The sequence below is a fragment of the Bacillus sp. 2D03 genome, assembly GCF_003946765.1.
GTDB lineage: Bacteria > Bacillota > Bacilli > Bacillales > Bacillaceae_G > Bacillus_A > Bacillus_A cereus.
In genome coordinates this window covers 77,600-98,873 of sequence record NZ_RPSJ01000010.1, presented here as the reverse complement: position 1 = coordinate 98,873, position 21,274 = coordinate 77,600, and the positions used below count along the sequence as shown (strand labels likewise).

The window sequence follows — 21,274 nt, the reverse complement described above, 5'->3', positions numbered from 1 at the left end:
GGAAAGCCTCTAATTAAAATCATAATTAAGAAATACTGAAAATTCAAATTTCATTTGTGTTACAATTGTAAAAAATATGTAATGTAAGAGAATCTTCTATATGATTATAAAAAAATCCTGCTTGTTTTTGCTTTCTAGTAGGAAAAACTAGAAGAACAATGGTACAATAATACATCGTGAGAGGAGGGGTAAAAATGAAAGATTATCATGATGATCCACGCTTTCGAATAGCCCATAGAGAAGCGTTAATTGGTCTTGGACTTGCTATTATTAATTTTATAATTTGGTACGGATTTGCTTATGGGCTTGGTAGTAAAAATCCGAATGAATATACATATGTATTAGGTTTTCCCGCATGGTTTTTTTATAGCTGTATCGTTGGATTTATCGTTATGGTTATTTTACTTAGTTTAGTTGTTCGTTTTGTATTTCAAGATATTTCACTCGATGAGGAAGAAAAAAGTGAGGAATAATAGATGAATTGGTATGTAATCATTCCAATGATAATTTCGTTTATCGTTGTATTTTTAATTGGTGTATATGCTTCAAGACGCGTGCAAGCAACTGCTCATAATAAATTTTTGCAAGAATATTTTCTTGGTGGGCGTGAGCTAGGCGGTTTATTATTAGCGATGACAATGATTGCTACGTACGGTAGTGCAAGTAGCTTTATTGGTGGCCCTGGTATTGCTTACAATATGGGTCTTGGATGGGTACTGTTATCTGCGATTCAAGTTGTAACAGGGTATATCGTTTTAACGGTTATCGGTAAAAAGTTTGCAATTATCGCTAGGAAGATGGAAGCAATTACTCTTATCGATTATTTAAAAGGGAGATACAATAATAAAGCAGTTGTTATACTTTCTGCGTTATGTATTATTATCTTTTTATTTTCAGCGACAGTAGCCCAGTGGGTCGGTGGTGGACGATTAATCGAGTCACTAACGGGGCTATCGTATACAACAGCACTATTTTTATTTACTTTTTCTGTACTTGTGTACGTATTAATTGGTGGATTTCGTGCAGTTGCTCTATCAGATACATTATTAGGAATCATTATGTTAGTTGGAACAACAATCATTTTAATTGCTACTGTCATTGCTGGTGGTGGAATTGAAAAGATTATGCAGGAACTTGTTCAAATTAATCCAAAGTTAATTACACCATTCGGAGCAGATGGCAGTTTAACGAAATCATATGTTACATCATTTTGGATTTTAATTGGAATTGGCGTTGTCGGTTTACCGCAAATTAGCGTGCGTGCCATGTCTTATAAAAATTCAAAAGCGATGCATCAAGCGTTAATAATTGGGACGATTGTTGTGGGTACAATTATGATTGGTATGCATTTAACGGGTGTATTTGCAAGAGTAGTACTTCCAGGTATAACGGTACCAGATAAAGTAATGCCGCTACTTGCGATGGAAGTGTTGCCACCTTGGTTAGCTGGAGTTTTCTTAGCTGCACCGATGGCAGCGATTATGTCTACAGTAAATTCTTTATTATTACTTGTAAGCTCGTCAATTATTAAAGATATATACGTAAATTACATAAATAAAGATGCAGCAGACAGTACGATAAAAAAAGGAAGTTTGTGGATTACTGGTATTGTAGGACTACTCGTTTATGCAGCGGCAATTAAACCACCAGATTTTTTAATATGGCTAAATTTATTTTCTTTCGGTGGATTAGAAGCTGCATTCATTTGGCCAATCGTATTAGGGTTATATTGGAGGAAAGGAAATGCTACAGGAGCGCTTGCGTCTATTTTAGTTGGGGTAGGCTCATATATGTGTATTCATCTTTTCTATCCAAATCCGTTCGGTATACATACAGTTGTCTTCCCGATTTGTTTTGCGTTTATCGCTTACATCATTGGAAGTATGAGTGCTGTAAAAAAAACAGTATAGGTTAGCTGAAGAACGTAGTCCTTATAAGACTGCGTTTTTTTGTGTGAATTTGTTCATTTTTTATTCTGTATATCCACGGTTATTCATAAATTAATAACAACTGAGGGGATGGAGTTGAGGTCGATGAAAAAAGTATTATTTTTAGGAGACCCAGGAATTGATGACTCTTTAGCAATTATGTATGGATTGTTGCATCCTGATATTGATATTGTTGGTGTAGTTACAGGATATGGAAATGTAACGCAAGAAAAGGCGACAAGTAATGCGGCATATTTATTACAGTTAGCAGGTAGGGAAGATATACCTGTTATTAATGGTGCGAAAATCCCTTTATCTGGAGATATTACAACGTATTATCCAGAAATTCATGGGGCGGAAGGTTTAGGACCAATTCGACCACCGAAAAATCTTTCTCCAAATATAAAGCCTTTTTGTGAGTTTTTTGACATTCTTGAAAAATATAAAGGAGAATTAATAATAGTCGATGCTGGTAGATCAACAACATTAGCGACAGCATTTATTTTAGAAAAGCCAATGATGAAGTATGTGAAAGAATATTATATAATGGGGGGTGCTTTCTTAATGCCAGGCAATGTTACACCAGTCGCAGAGGCGAATTTTCATGGTGATCCGATTGCGTCGCAATTAGTTATGCAAAATGCCAAGAATGTGACACTGGTGCCGCTCAATGTTACATCTGAAGCTATTATTACGCCAGAAATGGTAAAGTATATTACGAAACATTCTAAAACAAGTTTTAATAAATTAATTGAACCGATTTTTACGTATTATTATAAAGCTTATAGAAAATTAAATCCGAAAATAAAAGGAAGTCCAGTACATGACGTCGTTACAATGATGGTTGCCGCAAATCCTTCAATATTGGATTATGTGTATCGCCGTGTCGATGTAGATACAGTGGGAATAGCAAAAGGAGAAAGTATTGCAGATTTCCGTCCTCAACCTGATGCAAAAGCATTAAAAAATTGGATGCGAATTGGTTGGTCATTACATTATAAAAAATTCCTTGAGGATTTTGTGAAAATCATGACGTAGACATAATAGGAGTATACAAGTTAAAATAATGGAGATGGTTATTTAAATAACCATCTCCATTATTTTGTTTTTTAAAGATAGAGAGAAGAGTTACACAATAGGAGAGGAATTTTACTTGAAAAAAACTATAGTATGCGCAGTGGTTGTGGGTATTTTCGTTTTGCTAATATCGGGTAACTTTTTAGTGAAAAAAGTGTGGAGTTCAAATAATGATGATGCACAGTATATTGCATCTTTTATTGAAGAACACAAAGATGAAAAAAATAGTGCGCTTCTAGTAAAGAGAAATGATAAAGTTGTCTATTCTGTAAACCCAAATGTTGTATTGCCAGTTGCTAGTACGATGAAATTAATTGTGGCGCTTGAATATACGAAACAAGTTACTGAAGGGAAAATTGATTCGTCTAGTTTCGTATCGATTAATGATGTGAATCGCTATTATGTACCGAATACAGATGGTGGTGCACAAGATAGATGGCAAAGGTATTTGGAGAAGACGGGCAAGATAACTGAAGGAGCGGTTTCTTTAGAAGAAGTGGCAAAAGGAATGGTTAAGTTTAGTTCGAATGCAAATGCTGAATACTTAATGGAATTGTTAGGATTAGATAACATCAATCGAAATTTACAAAGTTTATCACTTCCTGCACATCAACCACTATTTCCAATCGTTTCATCTTTGTATATCCCGGGATATTTGCATAAAGAATTACATGTTCCAAAATATAAAATAGAGAAAAAGTTAAAAGAAATGTCTCAAGAGCAATATCGTGAATATGCGATGGTTATTCATGAACGCTTAAAGAAGAAGGGACCATTATTACAGAAGGAAATTCCGCTTTATTTAGAGGAACGTTACGACAAAATTTGGTCAGATAGATTACCAGCAGCTTCTGCAAATGATTATATGGTATTACTTCAAAAGGCAAACCATAAAGGTGGCTTGACAGAGGCTGAAGAAAAAGTGTGGGCAAATATCGTTGAAACAGACATGAGTGCCAAGAAATACCGTAAAACATTCAGACATGCTGGGCAAAAGAATGGTTACACACCATGGACGGTTACAAAAGCAGTTTACGCTATGGATAAACGTGGAAACTGTACGGAGATTGTGTTTTTGGCGAATAATTTAAATGAAGACGATAGTGCAGAAATACGGAAACATTTAGCAAACTTACATTTCCAAGTGTTGCAAAGTGATAAGTATGATGCGACTTTTATTAAATAAACTCGGTGCAGAGAGCACCGAGTTTATTTTTATGTACAAGCACTTTTTTTCTATCTCTGGGTATGATGGGTAGTAATACTTAGGTGAGAGGGGAAAAGGTGATGAAACAGAGTAAAGAAGAGTTTATAAAGAGTGAAGGCGCTGATTTCCCTGGAAAAACATATGTGGATTGTGTATTACAGCATGTATTTGATTTTCAACGAAATTATTTATTGAAAGATATGTTTCAAGTGCATAAAGCACATATTGCGATGCTAACGGAAGAAAATTTAATGAAAAAGGAAGAAGCTAAAGTTATATTACACGCATTAAAAAAGGTAGAGGGAATTCCAGAAGAGCAATTGCTCTATACAGAGCAGCATGAAGATCTCTTTTTTTTAGTCGAACATTTAATTTCTCAAGAAGCGAAATGCGATTTTGTAAGTAATATGCATATTGGTAGAAGTAGAAATGATATGGGTGTAACGATGTATCGCAGGAGTTTAAGGCGATATGTATTACGATTAATGGAACATCATTTGTTATTGCAAGAAAGTGTACTACAACTTGCTGCTGATTATAAGGAAACAATCATGCCAGCTTATACACATACACAACCGGCACAGCCAACAACATTTGGTCATTATACGTTAGCAATCTATGATACGATGCAAAGAGATTTAGAAAGAATGAAAAAAACGTACCAGCTTTTAAATCAGTCTCCAATGGGGGCGGCTGCACTCTCTACAACAAGTTTCCCGATTAAACGAGAACGAGTTGCTCATCTACTTGGATTTACAAATGTAATTGAGAACTCATATGATGCTGTTGCCGGAGCGGATTATTTATTAGAAGTTAGTTCGCTACTTATGGTAATGATGACGAATACGAGTAGATGGATTCATGACTTTTTGTTGTTAGCAACGAAAGAATATGACGGTATTACTGTTGCAAAGCCATATGTACAAATCAGTAGTATTATGCCGCAAAAACGAAATCCGGTTTCAATTGAACACGCTCGTGCGATTACGAGTAGTGCTTTAGGAGAAGCATTTACAGTATTTCAAATGATTCATAATACACCATTTGGTGATATTGTCGATACGGAAGATGACTTGCAGCCATATTTATATAAAGGGATTGAAAAGGCAATTCGTGTTTTTTGTATGATGAATGCAGTGATCCGAACGATGAAAGTAGAAGAAGAAACGTTAAAAAGTCGTTCCTATAAACATGCAATAACGATAACGGATTTCGCCGATGTTTTAACAAAAAATTATGAAATTCCATTTCGGCATGCTCATCATGCAGCAAGTGTTATTGCAAATATGTCATTGGGGCAGAAAAAGGAGCTACATGAATTACATTTCAAAGATGTAAATATATACTTGCAAGAACATTTTAAAATAAATTTATTAGAAAAAGAGTGGAAAGAAATCATATCGCCAGAAGCTTTTATTCAAAAAAGAAATGTATACGGTGGACCGAGTAAAAAAGAAATGAATCGTATGATTCAAAATCGAAAAGAGTCATTTCGAAAAGAAGAAGATGTATTTGAAAAGGAAAAACAGAGGATTTTACAAACTGAAAATGATTTAAATATATTAGTTTCTAATATTATAGAATTGTAAAAGAAGGATTTAATGAATTAATCGCCAATACTTAATTAAAATATAAATAGAGAGAAGAGATTGTCGATGATTCAATTACATGTATATGAAGAGATTTTTCATTTTAAAGAAGATGTTACACCATTTCTAGAAAAGAATGAGCAGGAAAACAATCTCATATTAGGTGTATTACAAATGGTCCAAGAACCGATATTTATGGGGATAGCGAAACAAGGAGAAGAAATTGCGGTTGTATTTCTACAAACAGAAGAGAAGAAACAAATCATTGTTGCAACTTCTGAAATTTCGGGAGTAGCTATTGAGGAACTTGCAAAAGAGTTAACGAAAGTATACCCGGATATTCCTGGATTGATCGGTAATAAGAAAATTGTACAGAAATTAGCGGAAGAGATTGCGGTATTAGAAAATAAGAAAACGAATATTACAATGGAACAAGGTGTGTATGAGCTCAACAGAGTAAAGAAGAAGTGTAATGCGGATGGACTTTTCCGGGCGGTAAATAATGATGAATTACCATTAATAGAACAGTGGATATATCAATTTTGTGAAGACGTAAAGCTTCCTACTACGAAAGAAGAAGCAAAACAAACTGCGCATACATTAATAACTACAAATCGACTGTTTGGTTTGGAAGTGGATGGGAAACTCGTTTCTGTAGCTGCAAAAACGAGACCAACTAAAAATAATATAACAGTTAATTTCGTATATACGCTGAAAGAAGCAAGGAAAAAGGGATACGCATCTAAGTGTGTAGCGGCACTTAGTCAACGTATGTTAGATGAAGGGTACAAGACGACTACGTTATATACTGATTTAGCGAATCCGACATCGAATAAAATTTATCAAGAAATTGGTTATGAGCAAATTACGGAGTCTATGCTTATATTTTTAGAGAAGTAGAACAAAAAGGCGTGTTAAAATAGCACGCCTTTTTGTTATTCATCAATTCTAATAACCTCGCCTTGAGGAAAGTCCTCAGTTTCTAGTAAGTTACGAATAGCTTTCGCAACATATTCAGGTGATAATAGTTTTCCTTCTTCTTTTAATGCAATGAAGCGGTCCAAATTTATGAAATCTTCTTTATTTGTTTCACGAATTTGTGATTGCATATTTGTATCAACAACGCCAGGTGCAAAAGCGACGATTTTTACTGGATATTCTTTTTCCACTTCTTCAGTTGCTACGCACTGTGTAAACATATTTACACCAGCTTTCGTTGTACAATAAGCGCCCCATCCGAAATAAGGATTTTTTCCTGCACCAGATGAAATGTTAATAACGCGTTTATCTACTTTCCAGTCTTTCGTATGTTTCATAAACGTAGATGTAAGAATCATAGGAGCAAGTAAATTAATGTGAACGTTCGTAATGAATTGTTCGCTTTCTGCTTTTTCAATTGGCTTCATAGGAGCAACTGTACCCGCATTATTAATTAAATGAATAGAAGATACACTGTCTTCTTGAATAGATGAAATGATTTTGTTAAAGTTCGTTTCTAAATTATGTACATCTTGAAGATCTAAGGAGTGGAAAACACAATTGCTATTATATTGCTCTGCAAGTTTAGTAAGCTCTTTATTTTCTCTTCTAGAAATAGAGATGACAGTTGTATTTTCTTCTAATAATTGCGTAGCGATTGCCTCACCTAAACCTTGTGAAGTTCCTGTTATGATAACGTAGCGCATAGTTTTATAAACTCCTCTCATATGTGCGGAATTTTGTTGGACAACGTACATCACATAGGTTGTCTACATTTTATAGTATAGAGCACTTTTTACTATAAATGAAATGAGATGATTGTGTGCCTTTTATAAATCGTTTTACGACAACGGTACCTGGTGCCGTCACGTTTACTGGGAATACGCTGGGACTTAGCCCTACATCACCTGCACCAGGTAATATTTTTGGTACACTTGCTGTGTTTACGACAGTAAATACAGCATTGCAAGTACCAGGATTCCCAGCAGGGACAACAGATGAATGGCAATTGAATTCTTCAAGTGCAATTTTAAATCTTCCAGCGGGAAGCAGTGTGTTATATGCAGAATTAGTTTGGGCTGGTACTTTCCGGACTGATACGGAAGATGTTTTACCATTTTTAAATGATAACATTACATTTACAACGCCAGCAGGGACGTTTTCTGTTACGCCAGATCCTGCTACCGCGCAGCAAGGTTCAGTAGGAAATCAGTTTTATTATGCTCGCTCTGCCAATGTAACGAATCTTGTTAGTGCAGGTGGGGCAGGCACATATACAACGGGTGCTGTGCCTGCTGCCAGAACTTCAGCCGACCCGACAATCAGTCGTTCAGCTGGATGGACGCTTGAGGTTGTGTATCAAAATGCAAGTTTACCACTTCGAAATTTGTCAGTATATGCAGGCCAAGAAATTATTGATGCTTCATCACCACCAGTTGATGCTACTATTTCAGGATTTGCTACGCCGGCAACAGGAGCTGTTACAGGAAGAGTACTCGTAACTGCTCAAGAAGGCGATTCTAACATTGTTGGAGATCAACTTCGCTTTGGACCGAATGCAAATGCTACAGTTGCATTATTCGGACCGAGAAACCCTGCGAATAATTTCTTCCAGTCTCAAATTTGTAATGACATTGGAGAGTTAGATACAACCGGGACATTTGGAAATTTGAATCAGCCGTTAGGGATAGCTTTAGCGATCCGAAGACAAGGGTGGGATATTACGAATGTAAATGCCTCTGCATCATTAGTAAATAATCAAACGTCAGCAACTGTTCGCTTCGTTACAAATGGAGATGGATACGCTGCAGCTGGTTTTGGTGTTCAAATTGATGCAACAGGTCCAATTATTAATCCTGTTAAATCAGTTAATAGAACAGTCGCAGGGGTAGGGGATACTCTCACTTATACGATTACGGTCCCAAATACAGGAACAGGAAGTGCAGAAAACGTTGTATTACGTGATAGTATTCCGAACGGAACGACGTTTGTTGCAGGTAGTGTTACGGTAGAGGGAGTAACACAGCCGAATGCAAACCCAGCTAATGGAATTAATTTAGGTACAATCCCAAATAACACGCAAAGAATTGTTACATTTCAAGTTCGAATAACATCATTCCCGAATCCCAATCCTATTTTAAATCGTGCAATGGTGTCATATCAATTCCGTCCTTTCGTTGGTAGTCCTCCTATTACAAGTACGTCTTCTTCAAACACAGTACAAACGACAGTGAATCAAGCAACCATAAGTATGCAGAAATCTGTAGATTTACAGACGGCAACGCTTAATGATGTATTAACGTACACAGTTAATGTCACAAATAATGGAAACGTCACTGCGAACAATGTTATTTTTGTTGATAGTATCCCTGCTGGAACAACATTTGTCGCAAATAGCGTTACAGTAAATGGAGTAGCGCGTCCAGGAGCGAATCCAGCAAGTAGTATTAATCTAGGAAGTATTAATGCTTCGCAAACGACTGTAGTGCGCTTTCAAGTTCGAGTAACATCGAACCCTCTTGTCAATCCAATTCCAAACCGTGCAAGTGCAACATTTACCTTTACTCCAGTGCCTGGTCAACAACCAGTTTCAGGGCAAGCGACAAGTAATACTGTAGTTACGACAATTAATATAGCTGATATAACAATGAGAAAAACAGTGGATAAAGCTTTTGCAACGGTTAACGACGTTCTTACGTACACGGTAACAATTCAAAATACAGGAAATGTACTTGCAACGAACGTTATTTTTCAAGACCCAATCCCAATTGGAACGACTTTTATCGCAAATAGTGTGACTGTGGACGGGGTTTCACAACCTGGGGCAAATCCAGCGAGTGGGTTTACGGTAGCTAATATATCTCCTGGCGGAAGTAGGACTGTTACATTTCAAGTACGAGTAACATCTACGCCGTCAGGAGGTACGATTCCGAATCGCGGAAATGTGTCTGCTAATTTTGTCGTTATTCCAAATCAGCCACCGATAACAATTAATAGACTAACGAATACAGTTGTGACACAAGTTAATACAGGTGGTTTGAATGTAATAAAAGAAGTGAATACAATGCAAGCAGCAGTAGGGGATACTTTAACATACACAATTGCCGTCCAAAATACAGGGAACGTTCCGTTAACAAATGTATTTTTCCAAGACCCTATTTCTTCTGCTGTTTCATTTGTTGCAAATTCTGTAACAATTAATGGAGTACAGCAAAGTGGACTAAATCCGAATACAGGATTTTCTCTTCCGAATATTCCTGCGGCTCAAACAGTTGTAGTCACATTTGACGTGTTAATTGTACAGGATCCAGAAAATGAAGATATTTTAAATCAAGCGAATGTAACAGCAAGCTTTCAAGTGAATCCGAGTGAACCACCAGTGACAATTAATGTTCCGAGTAATGTTGTGAATACGACAGTACAATCAGGAAACTTTGAAGTTGTGAAATCAGTGAATACAGATGTTGCGACGGTAGGAGATGTTTTAGTATATACAATCGAAGTTATAAATGCAGGTAGTGTACCAGCTACAAATGTATTTTTTCAAGATTCAATTCCACAAGGGACATTATTTATTGAAAATAGTGTATTGGTTAATGGTGTTTTACAAGAGGGGGCAGATCCAGGACTTGGATTCCCATTAAATGATTTGCCTACTGGCGCCAGTGTTATTGTTACGTTTGAAGTATTAATTGATGAAATTCCCCAAGGAAATAATGTCGTAAATAATGCGAATGTAACTGGAGATTTCCTTGTAAATCCAACAGAGCCACCGATTACTGTAACAGTACCAAGTAATACTGTTATGACGGTCGTGAATTCTTCAGGGTTAAATGTAATGAAAAGTGTAAGTGCTACTGAAGCCGGTGTAGGAGATACGTTAACGTATACAGTCCGTATACAAAATAGTGGAACGGTGGCAGCGACAAATGTATCATTCCTTGATCCGATTCCAGTTGGAACCACTTTTGTAGCGAATAGTGTAACAATAAACGGGACACCTCAACCAGGTTTAAACCCGACAACTGGATTTCCACTTGCTAATATTCCAGTAGGAGGTATGGTGACGGTCACTTTTCAAGTGACAATCACGAGTATACCACCAAATAGAGTTCTTCCGAATAATGCGAATGTCACTGCTGATTTCCAAGTAAGTCCTCTCCAGCCACCAATTACAATTGTAACGATTAGTAATATTGTCGTGACGCGAGTGAATGTAGGATCACTTAATGTAATGAAGAGTGTAAATACACCACAAGCCGGTGTAGGAGATACGTTAACGTATACGATTCTTATTCAAAATACAGGAACTGTTCCTGCAACGAATATTGTTTTTCAAGATCCAATTCCGTCTGGTACTGCCTTTGTAGCAAATAGTGTGACGATAAATGGAGTCGTTCAGCAAGGTGCGGATCCTATGGCAGGTTTCCCAGTACCAAATATTCCGGTCGGGCAAACATCTACGATTACGTTTCAAGTTACAGTGACGAGTATTCCGAGCGGTGGAAATATAAGAAACCAATCGAACGTTACTGCAAGTTTTCTTATAAATCCAGCAAACCCTCCAATAACGACTGTTACAAATAGTAATTTTGTAGTGACGCAAGTAAACACAGCACAGTTAAATATACAAAAATCTTCATCTGTACAACAAGCAGCACTTGGAGAAACTTACACGTATTCTGTTGTCATTCGAAATAACGGTACAGTAACAGCAACGAATGTCTCTTTCCTTGATCCAATTGCTTTAGAAACAACATTTGTAGCAAATAGTGTAACGATAAATGGAACGCCTCAACCTGGATTTGATCCAAATATTGGTTTCCCGCTTCCTAATATTGCAGCTGGAACATCATTGACAGTAACGTTCCAAGTTACGGTAGTTGCACCGTCTACACGTGGAGCAGTATTAAATACAGCATCTGCTACAGCCACTTTCTTATTGAATCCTTTACAACCACCTGTAACAACAACGAATTCAAGTAATACAACGGTAGTTACAATACCGTTACCTCCTCCTGGTGAAGTAACAGCAACAAAAACAGTTGATGTTGCAACTGGGGCTGTCGGGGATGTATTAACGTATACAGTGCTAATAACGAATGTAGGAATTATCCCTGTTACAGATGTACTCTTCCAAGATGTCATTCCAGAAGGGACGACGTTTGTTGACAATAGTGTAACGATAGGTGGAGTGCAGCAACCAGGATTAAATCCAGAAATAGGATTTACAGTTACTCCATTATTAATCGCTGGTGGAAGTATTGAGGTCACATTCCAAGTGACGATTACAGAAATTCCAGATAATGAAGTCATATTAAATGATGCAGATGTTACATTTACTTCACAACCAAATCCGCAGGAACCACCGATTACGGAAACGATATTAACAAATTTAGTCGTTACGACAATTAATATAGCGTTTATTTTTCCATTGAAACTAGTAGATAAAGAAGTAGCGACGGTAGGAGAAATATTAACGTATGATGTATTGATTTTTAATTTCGGAACAGTGCCAGCGACGAATGTTCAATTTATCGATACTACTTCCGCGGGTGTAGCATTTGTACCAGGAAGTGTGAGCATAAACGGGGTACCAGCACCAGGATTAGATCCTTTCATTGGTTTTACAGTTCCAGATATACCTGTCGATGATTTTGTACTTGTCACATATCAGGAAGTGGTTACAAGCATACCAGAAGGTGGAACGATTGTTAATTTTGTAGACGTTACAGCTACATTTGCTGTAAGTGAAACAGAACCGCCTATTACGGAAACAACGACAAGTAATACGACATTAACAGAAATCAATGAATCTGGTTTGAATGTTTTAAAATCAGTAAGTCAGCCGGTTGTTGCAGTAGGCGATACAATCACATATACAACAGTAGTTCAAAATACAGGAACAGTGATAGCGACAAATGTTCAATATAGTGATGTATTACCTTCCTCTATAGCATTCGTGCCGAACAGTGTAATGATAGACGGTGTGTTACAACCTGGATTCAATCCGAATAATGGATTCCCGCTTCCAGATATAAATCCAGGTGAAAGTGTAGAAGTCACATTCCAAGTAACTGTTGTTAGTGTGCCGACAAACGGAACAATTGCCAATACGGCAAATGTAACGGGAAGTTTTGTATTAGTACCAGGAGAACCACCAGTTATAGTAAACCAATCGAGCAATACAACACTTACAACTGTAAATAGAGGGCAATTTAATGTTATTAAACAAGTAAATAGGGTTGCTACTCTCGTTGGAGATATATTAACGTATACGGTCCAAATAACGAATACAGGAACAGTAACAGCTAACAATGTTCAGTTTATTGATACGATTTCAACAGGTGCGTCATTTGTATCAAATAGTGTAACGATAAATGGAGCCCCGCAACCAAACTTAAATCCGATTACTGGATTTGGAGTTGGAGATATACCGGTAGGTGAAACAGTTATAGTGACGTTTCAAGCGACAGTTACAAACATCCCGTCATCAGGAACAATTACGAACGTTGCAAATATAACAGGAAGCTTTACTTTAGTGCCAGGAGAGCCACCGGTTGTAGTAACAGAGCTGAGTAATACGACGATAACTAGAGTGAATAGAGGACGATTCAGCGTTATAAAATCTGTAAATAAAGAAGCGACACGATTAGGAGATACGTTAACGTATAGTGTGCAAGTTACAAATACGGGAACGGTAACAGCAACGAATGTTCAGTTTATCGATGTTCCATCACCTAGTTTAGAATTCGTTCCTGGAAGTGTACAAATAAATGGGATTCCGCAAGTAGGTTTAGATCCATTTGTAGGCTTTGTATTGCCTAATCTTGCAGTAGGGGATAGCGTATTAATTACATTTGAAGTAAATGTAATCGCAGTTCCGCCTTCTAGTAGCATTATGAATACAGCAAGAGTAACGGGTGATTTTGAATTAATTCCAGGAGAACCTCCGTTTACAATTACGAATTCAAGTAATACGACAGTCACACCAGTAAATAGAGGCAGTTTAGATATGCAAAAAGAAGTAGATCATTCAATTGTTGGAGTAGGAGAAACAGTAAAGTATACGGTTCGAATATTAAATACTGGTACTGCTGATGCGATGAATATTCAATTTATTGATGTCCTATCTCCGGAAGCTGTTTTTGTACCAAATAGTGTAACTGTAAATGGAGTAGCTCGTCCGGGAGTAAATCCGCAGGTTGGATTTACGATTGTAGACATTCCAGTCGGTGAGACGGCGATTGTAACATATGAAGCTACGATTACGAGCTTTCCAGATGGTGGTACAGTAGTGAACGTTGCTGGGGCGTTAGCAGAATATATTTTAGTACCAGGGGAGCCGCCAGTTACAGTGATGGATACGAGCAATACAGTTATAGTGACGGTAAATACTGCAATCTTATTTGTTGCAAAAGGAGCAAACTTTGAAGTAGCAATGATAGGGGATGTTGTCACTTACGGAATCGCTGTTATAAATGATAGTACAGTCCCTGTGACCAACATTGTGTTAACAGATATCATTGATCCGAATACGCTATTTATAAATGGCACGGTAACGGTAAATGATGTACCTTTTCCATTCGCTAACCCGAATACTGGTATTCCGTTAGGTGATTTTCAGCCAAATGACGCAGCAATTATTAATTTCCAAGTTGTAATAACAGGAGGACAAATAAATAATTTAGTTACAAATACTGCTATAGCAAATGGGCTCGCAACTGTAAATCCGAATGAGCCGCCAGTAGTAGTTGAAGGTGATAGCAATACAGTTGTTATCCCGTTTATTCCTCAAAATGTCTCAACGACAGTCGTAAAAACGGCAAATTTACAGGCAGCAACAATTGGCGATGTTATTACGTTTACGACAGTTATTACAAATACGGGGGATACAGCAATACAAAATATTCGTTTTCAAGATATGTTAGATAGTAGTGTTCAATTTGTCCTTGGAACTGTAACGATTGATAATACGCTAGTGCCAAATGTAAACCCAGTATCAGGTTTTATTATAGGAAATTTAAATCCAGGTGAAGCACGGACAGTTTCGTTCCAAGTAGTAGTGCAGAGCGCGCCAAATGGTTCAGGAAATTATATAAATCAAGCGAGTATTCGTTTCGAACATCAAGTAGGCACAGTATTGCCACCTGTTACACAAATGGTAGAAAGTAACATAGTTGTCATTCCATTTGTTCCAACGATAGAACAAATTTGCGAAACGAATCTTAATTGCTTAAGGAAAATTCCTTTTCAATGTTCTTCGTGTAATCATTTGCAAATAAATAAAAAATAAATACAGAAAGAGCATCCGGAAAAAAGGATGCTCTTTCTGTATTGATCATGTAGATTCTTTTTCGGGTGAGGTGAAAAATTCGTCGATTTTGTCGGAGAGTAGTAATGGAATGGCTCCTTTTATAACAGAAATGTCCCAGTCCCACCATGCGAGATTCTCTAGTTTGTCAATCGTTTCTTGTGGGAAACGATATCGAACAAATTTTGCAGGATTACCAGCCACAATTGCATATGGAGGGACGTCTTTTGTAACAATACTTTTTGCACCAATAATGGCACCGTTACCAATTGTAACACCAGATAAAATGCAGGATTGATAACCAATCCATACATCATTGCCGACTACGATATCACCTTTTGAAGAAGGGTGACCAGTAATATGTGCTCCTTCATCAAAAAGTGCATTAAATGGATAAGTTGTTATCCAGTCTGCGCGATGTTCACCGCCAAGTATGAAAACGACTTCTTCTGCTAATGAACAAAACTTACCTATTTTTAATTTTGTTTCATCGTTCCAAGAAAAAATGGTTGGCCCTACTTTACTATAAGTATAATCACCAATATCATATTTATTATATTCAGGTTTTTGATTTAAATATAACATGCTTCTTCAGCCTCCTTTCTCAATTAAGTGATACGTATGGAATATTATATGCAAGATGTAGTAATGTGAACTGTATTAATAGGTGAAATGAACAAAAGGGAGTGGGATGTATGCGATACGAAATGGGTTTATATAATAAACCGTTTCAGTCAATTCAATCAGGAAAAAAAGTATATGAAGTACGCCTATACGATGAAAAACGTCAACTAATAAACAAAGGTGATGAAATCGTATTTACGAATCTTACGACAAAAGAAATGATGACGGTAAAAGTAACGGAAATAAAGCGATACGAGAGCTTTAAAGCTATGTATGAACAAATCGATAAAAAATTATTGGATTGTGAAAATGATAGTTTAGAGGAAATGTTAGAAAGTACATACAAAATATATACGAAAGAACAAGAAAAAGAGTGGGGAACAGTTGCGATTTGTATTGAGGTAATAAAATGATAAGAAATCGCGGGGCGGCTATCATTGTACAGGAAGGAAAAATCGCTCTTATAAAACGTATTCGAGAAGAGGAAACATATTATGTTTTTCCGGGCGGAGGGATTGAGGAAGGTGAAACGCCTGAAGAAGCAATGAAAAGAGAGGTATACGAAGAATTAGGGGTACATATAAAAGTGGAGCACCTTATTGCAAAGGTAAAATATAAAGGAAATGAATATTATTATGCTGCCTATATTACAGGCGGAGTGTTCGGAAGCGGAACAGCTGAGGAATTTCAGTGGGAAGATAGAGGAAGTTATATTCCGTTATGGCTACCGATAAACGAGTTGGAAAAAGTGAATATAAAACCTTATGAAGTGGTCGAAAATATATTTAGTCATTATAAAATATAACGTCTGACAACATACAAAAAAAACCATTGACATAGGCTTCTGATTTAAGTATTGTATTCGAGTATGTTTATAATCAGGAGGTTTATATGAGCAATCAAACTACTACACATCATGTGAAAATGACAACAGCGGATCCATCTGGAATTGGTCTATTTGGATTAGCGATGGTAACACTTGTAGCATCATCTCAAAAGTTAGGCTTAACAGATGGCGTTTCACTTGTATTACCATGGGCAATCTTTTTAGGAGGATTCGCACAAATCTTTGCTTGCATTCACGATGCAAAGCATAACAATACATTCGGTACGACAGCATTTGGTGCGTACGGCCTATTTTGGTTAGGTGTTGGAATGACTTGGTTAATTCAACTTGGAGTATTTGGCGAAAAATTAGCACAAGCTGCAGATTCAAAACAGCTTGGTGTAGCCTTTATCGGATATTTGATTTTCACAATCTTTATGACGATTGGTGCAATGGAAACACATAAAGTATTATTTATGATCTTCGTCCTTATTGATTTCTTATTTATTGGTCTTTCATTAAGTACTTTAGGTGTTATGCCGCACGCAATGCATAATTTAGCAGCATATTCTGAACTTCTTATTTCATTGTTATCTTTCTACGGTTCAGCAGCAGCAGTGTTAAACACACACTTCGGAAAAGTTGTTTTACCAGTTGGAAAGCCGTTTGGTATTTTTAAAAAGTAATAAAAAAGCACAGATGATTGTATAGTCATCTGTGCTTTTTTATTTATTCCGCTCTTTGTGGGCTGTCTGAAAAAGCTTGATTGGTGAGGACTCATTAAACTTTCACTTTATCCCGCTATTTGCCGGGCAGTAAGACCCCCGCCTCAAAATTCAGCGGAAACAAAGAAGTTAGGTGGGGGATGAATACCCCGCTGATTAAAGTTTCACTTTATTTGAAATAAGTAATGTGAAATGTAAATAAAAGTAGAAAAAATCAATTGAAATTGATTATCATTATTAATATAATGAGAATGAGAATCATTTATTGTTAGAGGGGGATGCCAAAGTGGCAAAAATTTTAATAGCTTATGCAAGTATGTCAGGAAATACAGAGAGTATTGCTGATTTAATTAAAGTTAGTTTAGATGCTTTTGATCATGAAGTAGTATTGCAAGAAATGGAAGGCATGGATGCTGAAGAATTATTAGCTTATGATGGAATCATTTTAGGATCTTATACGTGGGGCGATGGTGAATTACCATTTGAAGCGGAAGATTTTCATGATGACTTAGAAAATATAGATTTAGCTGGGAAAAAGGTAGCGGTATTCGGATCGGGTGATACGGCGTATGAACTGTTTTGTGAAGCGGTAACGATATTTGAAGAACGTCTTGTGGAACGCGGTGCAGAGCTTGTACAAGAAGGGCTGAAAATTGAATTAGCTCCAGAAGATGAAGAGGATGTTGAAAAATGCAGTAATTTTGCAATTGCATTTGCTGAGAAGTTCTAAGAATGGGAGTGTCAACGTGGAGACAATGTTAAGTGCAACTGCTATTACAAAGTTAAGAGATGGAAAACTGTTGTTAGCTACTACATATAATGGCTTATTTGTTGAACAAGACGGAGAATGGAAACGAATTTTAAATGGTTTTCAAAAACGAATTAGGGATTTACATAGCGAAGATAATGTAGTTTATGGTGTAGGTGACGAAGGGATTTTTATTCGTAGTATGAATGGTGGAGAGAACTGGACAATTCAGCGTTTTCCAACAAAAGCAACGAGTTGGAATGTATGTAGCAATGTACAAGGAACTGTTGTTGCTCATGGAGAAAAAATGCTGTATCTTTCTAATAATTTCGGTTCGACATGGGAAACTATTCATCCGTTTCTTGAGTATGGCAGTGCGGCACCGTCTATTCGATCGTTATTTTTATATAAACATTACTTATTTATTGGTACGAAAATACATGCTAAATATGGTGGTGTTTGGCTCTTTGATTTGAAGACACGTAAATTAAAGAGGATTAAAATTGCGATGAATCAAATGATCTCCGCGTTGACTTTACACAATTCTTATTTAGTAGCGGCAAGTGGATCGTGCAAGGGAGTTAGCGGGAATATTTCTTATTGTAAAATAGATGAAAGTATTGCAAGTGAAAAAATATATTGGCACACATGTCAAAGTGAGCAGAAAGCAAGTAGTTATTTAGACTTAAGTGTAGATCAACATGTTTTATATACAACTTCAACGCAAAATAAGGCGGGTATTAGTAGTGTGTGCCGTGTGCTTCTTGAAGAAGGTATTGTTACAGTATGTGATTCAGTTAAAGGGCACGGATGGCGCATTGTTAATCAAAAAGATGGTTATGTAGTAGCCGGATCAGGTGAATTAAAAGCAATGCAGTGGGAACAAAAAATAATTTAAGAAAAAAACTTTACTTTTATTATATTGATATGATATAGTATATTTAAACCATTTTACTTTTAATAATATAGAGATTTAAATGAGCTGTAACTTCCGAGGAGGATAGCAATGTTAAATCTCCTCAGGGGTTGCAGTTTTTTAATATCTGGCTTATTATTGTAAGGTGGTTGAAAATGAATATGTACATATAGGTACATTGTAGGAGGATTTTTTTCATGCAAAACGGTAAAGTAAAATGGTTTAACTCAGAAAAAGGTTTCGGTTTCATCGAAGTTGAAGGCGGAGAAGACGTATTCGTTCATTTCTCAGCTATCCAAGGCGAAGGCTTCAAAACTTTAGAAGAAGGTCAAGAAGTTACTTTCGAAGTAGAACAAGGTAACCGTGGACCTCAAGCTACTAACGTAAACAAGAAGTAATTTTTGAAAAAAGAAGGGCTCGCCCTTCTTTTTTTTTGCATTTTTATAGATGTCCTCCTACTTACATATCATAACGAGACTGAATTTTCATTTATTTATTCGGAGTATTTTTGTATAAAGTACATGAATAAATAAATACTGAAAATAAAGTGTTTGTGTGAAAAGGAATTTAGAAAGAGGTAAATAAATTGAAAAACGCTACACATTTTATTGTGTTTGATATTGAGAGGAATTTCAGACCGTATAAATCAGAAGATCCGTCAGAAATAGTTGATATCGGAGCTGTAAAAATAGAAATAGGTACGATGAAGATAATTGAAGAATTTTCGGAGTTAGTAAAACCAAGTGCACGATTAACTCGTCATACAACAAAATTAACCGGTATTACGAAAAAAGATTTAATGGGTGTAGAAAAATTCCCTCGAATTATAGAGAAATTTATTCAGTTCATCGGCGAAGGTTCTATATTTGTTTCATGGGGAAAAGAAGATTATCGCTTTCTATCTCATGATTGTACATTATATGGTGTTGAATGCCCAAGTATAGAAAAAGAAAATAGAATTGATTTGCAAAAATTTGTTTTCCAAGCATATGAGGAATTGTTTGAACATACGCCAAGTTTACAATTTGCGGTAGAACAGCTCGCTTTAACGTGGGAAGGAAAACAGCACCGTGCTTTAGCAGATGCTGAAAATACAGCAAATATACTTCTTAAAGTGTATAGCGAGAGAGATATTAATAAGCGATACAAAAGACATGGTGAACTTGAACTTGTAAAAAACGGAAAACTAACAGAAAAAGCGAAAAAAAAGATGCGAAAATGGGTGTTTAAAGAACTAAAGAAAAATACAGAACGCCCATTTGAATGGAGTACATTTGAAAGTAGTGACACGTGGGAAAGTATAACGGAAAGATATTATATAAGTGAAAATACAGTAGAACTCCTGAAAAAACATTTTCGTACAGCAGTGAGAAAAGCGGAACGGCAGATTAGGTATTTGGCTGAGATGGAGGAGAATACAGAGGTTAAATGAATTTCTCCTCCATCTCTAACTACATACATGTAATAACAGCGTATTGATATTAAATAGGCATCAACTTGTTGTTGTGATGGTGCATTATAATTGCTTTGGGAGTGTTAAGACGTAATAAGAGTTTTAAACCGTATTAATAAAATAAAAATATATATAAAGAAAAGAGTGTAGTTTAATGGAAACAATCTTTAACATTTTAACTGTTTTAGTTTTTTGGATAATATTTACCACACAATTAGCATTAACTACACTTTCTTTCATAGTAAAGAAGGATTGGAAAAAACTTAATATCTCTTTAAGTTGTGGTGTATTAAAGTTTAAAATAGAAGAGTAAGATTGAGTTTTGTACAAGGGAGGTGTGATAGTGGTAGACTTGGATATTAAAGATGTCACAGTAAAGATGGAATTAAACGGTGTCTTTTGGAATGAGGATCGGATTGCTGAAATGAAGGTGACTACAAAAGAAGAGCATTCTGTTATTCTTCGTCTAGTAGTTGATTTAGAAAGTAAAACTATTAGGGCGATGAGTGCGGAAATAGTGAATGGATTCTGCCCTCTGTGCAAACAGAAAAGGGACGAATGTAGTGAACTTAATGACTTGCAAAACAAAATGGAAATTTTAGAAGAAGCCTACGATTGGGTGAGAGAACATCCGGAATATCGTTTTCAATTATCTTTTTACGAGTACAATAAATTTGAAGTAGTAAAGTGAATTTTGCATCTTAACAACTTATAGAAGGACTTGGTCAACTAGAAATATTGAAGTAGATATTTCTAATGGAAATAAGCTTGTATAACAAGGAAGGGATGTATTTGATTCTGCAACAAATGTCATCTTGCATCAAAAAAATTTGAAAATAAACATGTTTTATTATAAAGCAGAAAAATCGATTCTTAGTAGAGTCGGTTT

Annotated in this window: 17 protein-coding genes; 15 read left to right on the top strand and 2 right to left on the bottom strand. The window is 36.3% G+C overall.

Features of this window, described 5'->3' with window-relative positions:
• Positions 1 to 194: 194 nt before the first annotated feature.
• The 6 genes from EBQ15_RS21380 to EBQ15_RS21355 all read left to right on the top strand — a co-directional run bounded on the left by EBQ15_RS21380 (position 195) and on the right by EBQ15_RS21355 (position 6,701).
• The gene (locus EBQ15_RS21380; RefSeq protein WP_000656239.1) at positions 195 to 473 is read left to right on the top strand and encodes a YhdT family protein; all 279 of its coding nucleotides are present in this window, start codon (positions 195 to 197) and stop codon (positions 471 to 473) included.
• Positions 474 to 476: 3 nt separating this feature from the next.
• Positions 477 to 1,910, top strand: a complete 1,434-nt coding sequence (gene panF / locus EBQ15_RS21375; RefSeq protein WP_001104815.1) for a sodium/pantothenate symporter — start codon at positions 477 to 479, stop codon at positions 1,908 to 1,910.
• 108 nt (positions 1,911 to 2,018) lie between these two features.
• Entirely contained in the window at positions 2,019 to 2,966 is a 948-nt protein-coding gene (locus EBQ15_RS21370) for a nucleoside hydrolase (RefSeq protein WP_103572790.1), read from the top strand.
• A gap of 115 nt (positions 2,967 to 3,081) precedes the next feature.
• Positions 3,082 to 4,191, top strand: a complete 1,110-nt coding sequence (locus EBQ15_RS21365; RefSeq protein WP_000751377.1) for a serine hydrolase — start codon at positions 3,082 to 3,084, stop codon at positions 4,189 to 4,191.
• A gap of 101 nt (positions 4,192 to 4,292) precedes the next feature.
• Positions 4,293 to 5,801: an argininosuccinate lyase gene (gene argH, locus EBQ15_RS21360; protein ID WP_000813958.1), complete on the top strand. Its 1,509-nt coding sequence runs from the start codon at positions 4,293 to 4,295 to the stop codon at positions 5,799 to 5,801.
• A 66-nt stretch (positions 5,802 to 5,867) separates the two neighbouring features.
• Positions 5,868 to 6,701, top strand: coding sequence for a GNAT family N-acetyltransferase (locus EBQ15_RS21355; RefSeq protein WP_000615378.1), 834 nt, complete (start codon positions 5,868 to 5,870; stop codon positions 6,699 to 6,701).
• A gap of 35 nt (positions 6,702 to 6,736) precedes the next feature.
• On the opposite strand, the gene EBQ15_RS21350 is transcribed toward EBQ15_RS21355, so the two are convergent.
• Positions 6,737 to 7,486: a (S)-benzoin forming benzil reductase gene (locus EBQ15_RS21350; protein ID WP_001271046.1), complete on the bottom strand. Its 750-nt coding sequence runs from the start codon at positions 7,484 to 7,486 to the stop codon at positions 6,737 to 6,739.
• A 116-nt stretch (positions 7,487 to 7,602) separates the two neighbouring features.
• Between EBQ15_RS21350 and EBQ15_RS21345 the strand changes: the two genes are divergently transcribed.
• Positions 7,603 to 15,075, top strand: coding sequence for a DUF7507 domain-containing protein (locus EBQ15_RS21345; protein WP_001115922.1), 7,473 nt, complete (start codon positions 7,603 to 7,605; stop codon positions 15,073 to 15,075).
• 45 nt (positions 15,076 to 15,120) lie between these two features.
• On the opposite strand, the gene EBQ15_RS21340 is transcribed toward EBQ15_RS21345, so the two are convergent.
• Positions 15,121 to 15,678, bottom strand: a complete 558-nt coding sequence (locus EBQ15_RS21340) for a CatB-related O-acetyltransferase (protein WP_000966300.1) — start codon at positions 15,676 to 15,678, stop codon at positions 15,121 to 15,123.
• 110 nt (positions 15,679 to 15,788) lie between these two features.
• On the opposite strand from EBQ15_RS21340, the gene EBQ15_RS21335 reads away from it, so the two are divergent.
• The 8 genes from EBQ15_RS21335 (at position 15,789) to EBQ15_RS21300 (ending at position 21,076) form a co-directional block, all read left to right on the top strand.
• On the top strand, positions 15,789 to 16,130 hold the full coding sequence (locus EBQ15_RS21335) for an ASCH domain-containing protein (RefSeq protein ID WP_001268347.1): 342 nt from the start codon (positions 15,789 to 15,791) through the stop codon (positions 16,128 to 16,130).
• On the top strand, positions 16,127 to 16,522 hold the full coding sequence (locus tag EBQ15_RS21330) for an NUDIX hydrolase (RefSeq protein ID WP_000620826.1): 396 nt from the start codon (positions 16,127 to 16,129) through the stop codon (positions 16,520 to 16,522). The genes EBQ15_RS21335 and EBQ15_RS21330 overlap by 4 nt, the downstream gene beginning before the upstream one ends.
• Before the next feature lie 86 nt (positions 16,523 to 16,608).
• A complete protein-coding gene (locus EBQ15_RS21325; RefSeq protein WP_000070938.1) occupies positions 16,609 to 17,229 on the top strand; it encodes an acetate uptake transporter in 621 nt (206 codons plus the stop codon).
• 325 nt (positions 17,230 to 17,554) lie between these two features.
• Positions 17,555 to 17,998, top strand: a complete 444-nt coding sequence (locus tag EBQ15_RS21320; RefSeq protein ID WP_001062752.1) for a flavodoxin — start codon at positions 17,555 to 17,557, stop codon at positions 17,996 to 17,998.
• Between the two features lie 16 nt (positions 17,999 to 18,014).
• Positions 18,015 to 18,914, top strand: a complete 900-nt coding sequence (locus EBQ15_RS21315) for a WD40/YVTN/BNR-like repeat-containing protein (protein ID WP_000449494.1) — start codon at positions 18,015 to 18,017, stop codon at positions 18,912 to 18,914.
• Positions 18,915 to 19,129: 215 nt separating this feature from the next.
• Positions 19,130 to 19,330 carry a cold shock-like protein CspB gene (gene cspB, locus EBQ15_RS21310; RefSeq protein ID WP_001179150.1) on the top strand — a complete coding sequence of 67 codons (201 nt, stop codon included), beginning with the start codon at positions 19,130 to 19,132 and terminating at the stop codon, positions 19,328 to 19,330.
• Positions 19,331 to 19,518: 188 nt separating this feature from the next.
• Entirely contained in the window at positions 19,519 to 20,364 is an 846-nt protein-coding gene (locus EBQ15_RS21305) for an exonuclease (RefSeq protein ID WP_000786421.1), read from the top strand.
• 364 nt (positions 20,365 to 20,728) lie between these two features.
• Positions 20,729 to 21,076: a hypothetical protein gene (locus EBQ15_RS21300; protein WP_000227981.1), complete on the top strand. Its 348-nt coding sequence runs from the start codon at positions 20,729 to 20,731 to the stop codon at positions 21,074 to 21,076.
• Positions 21,077 to 21,274 lie beyond the last annotated feature (198 nt).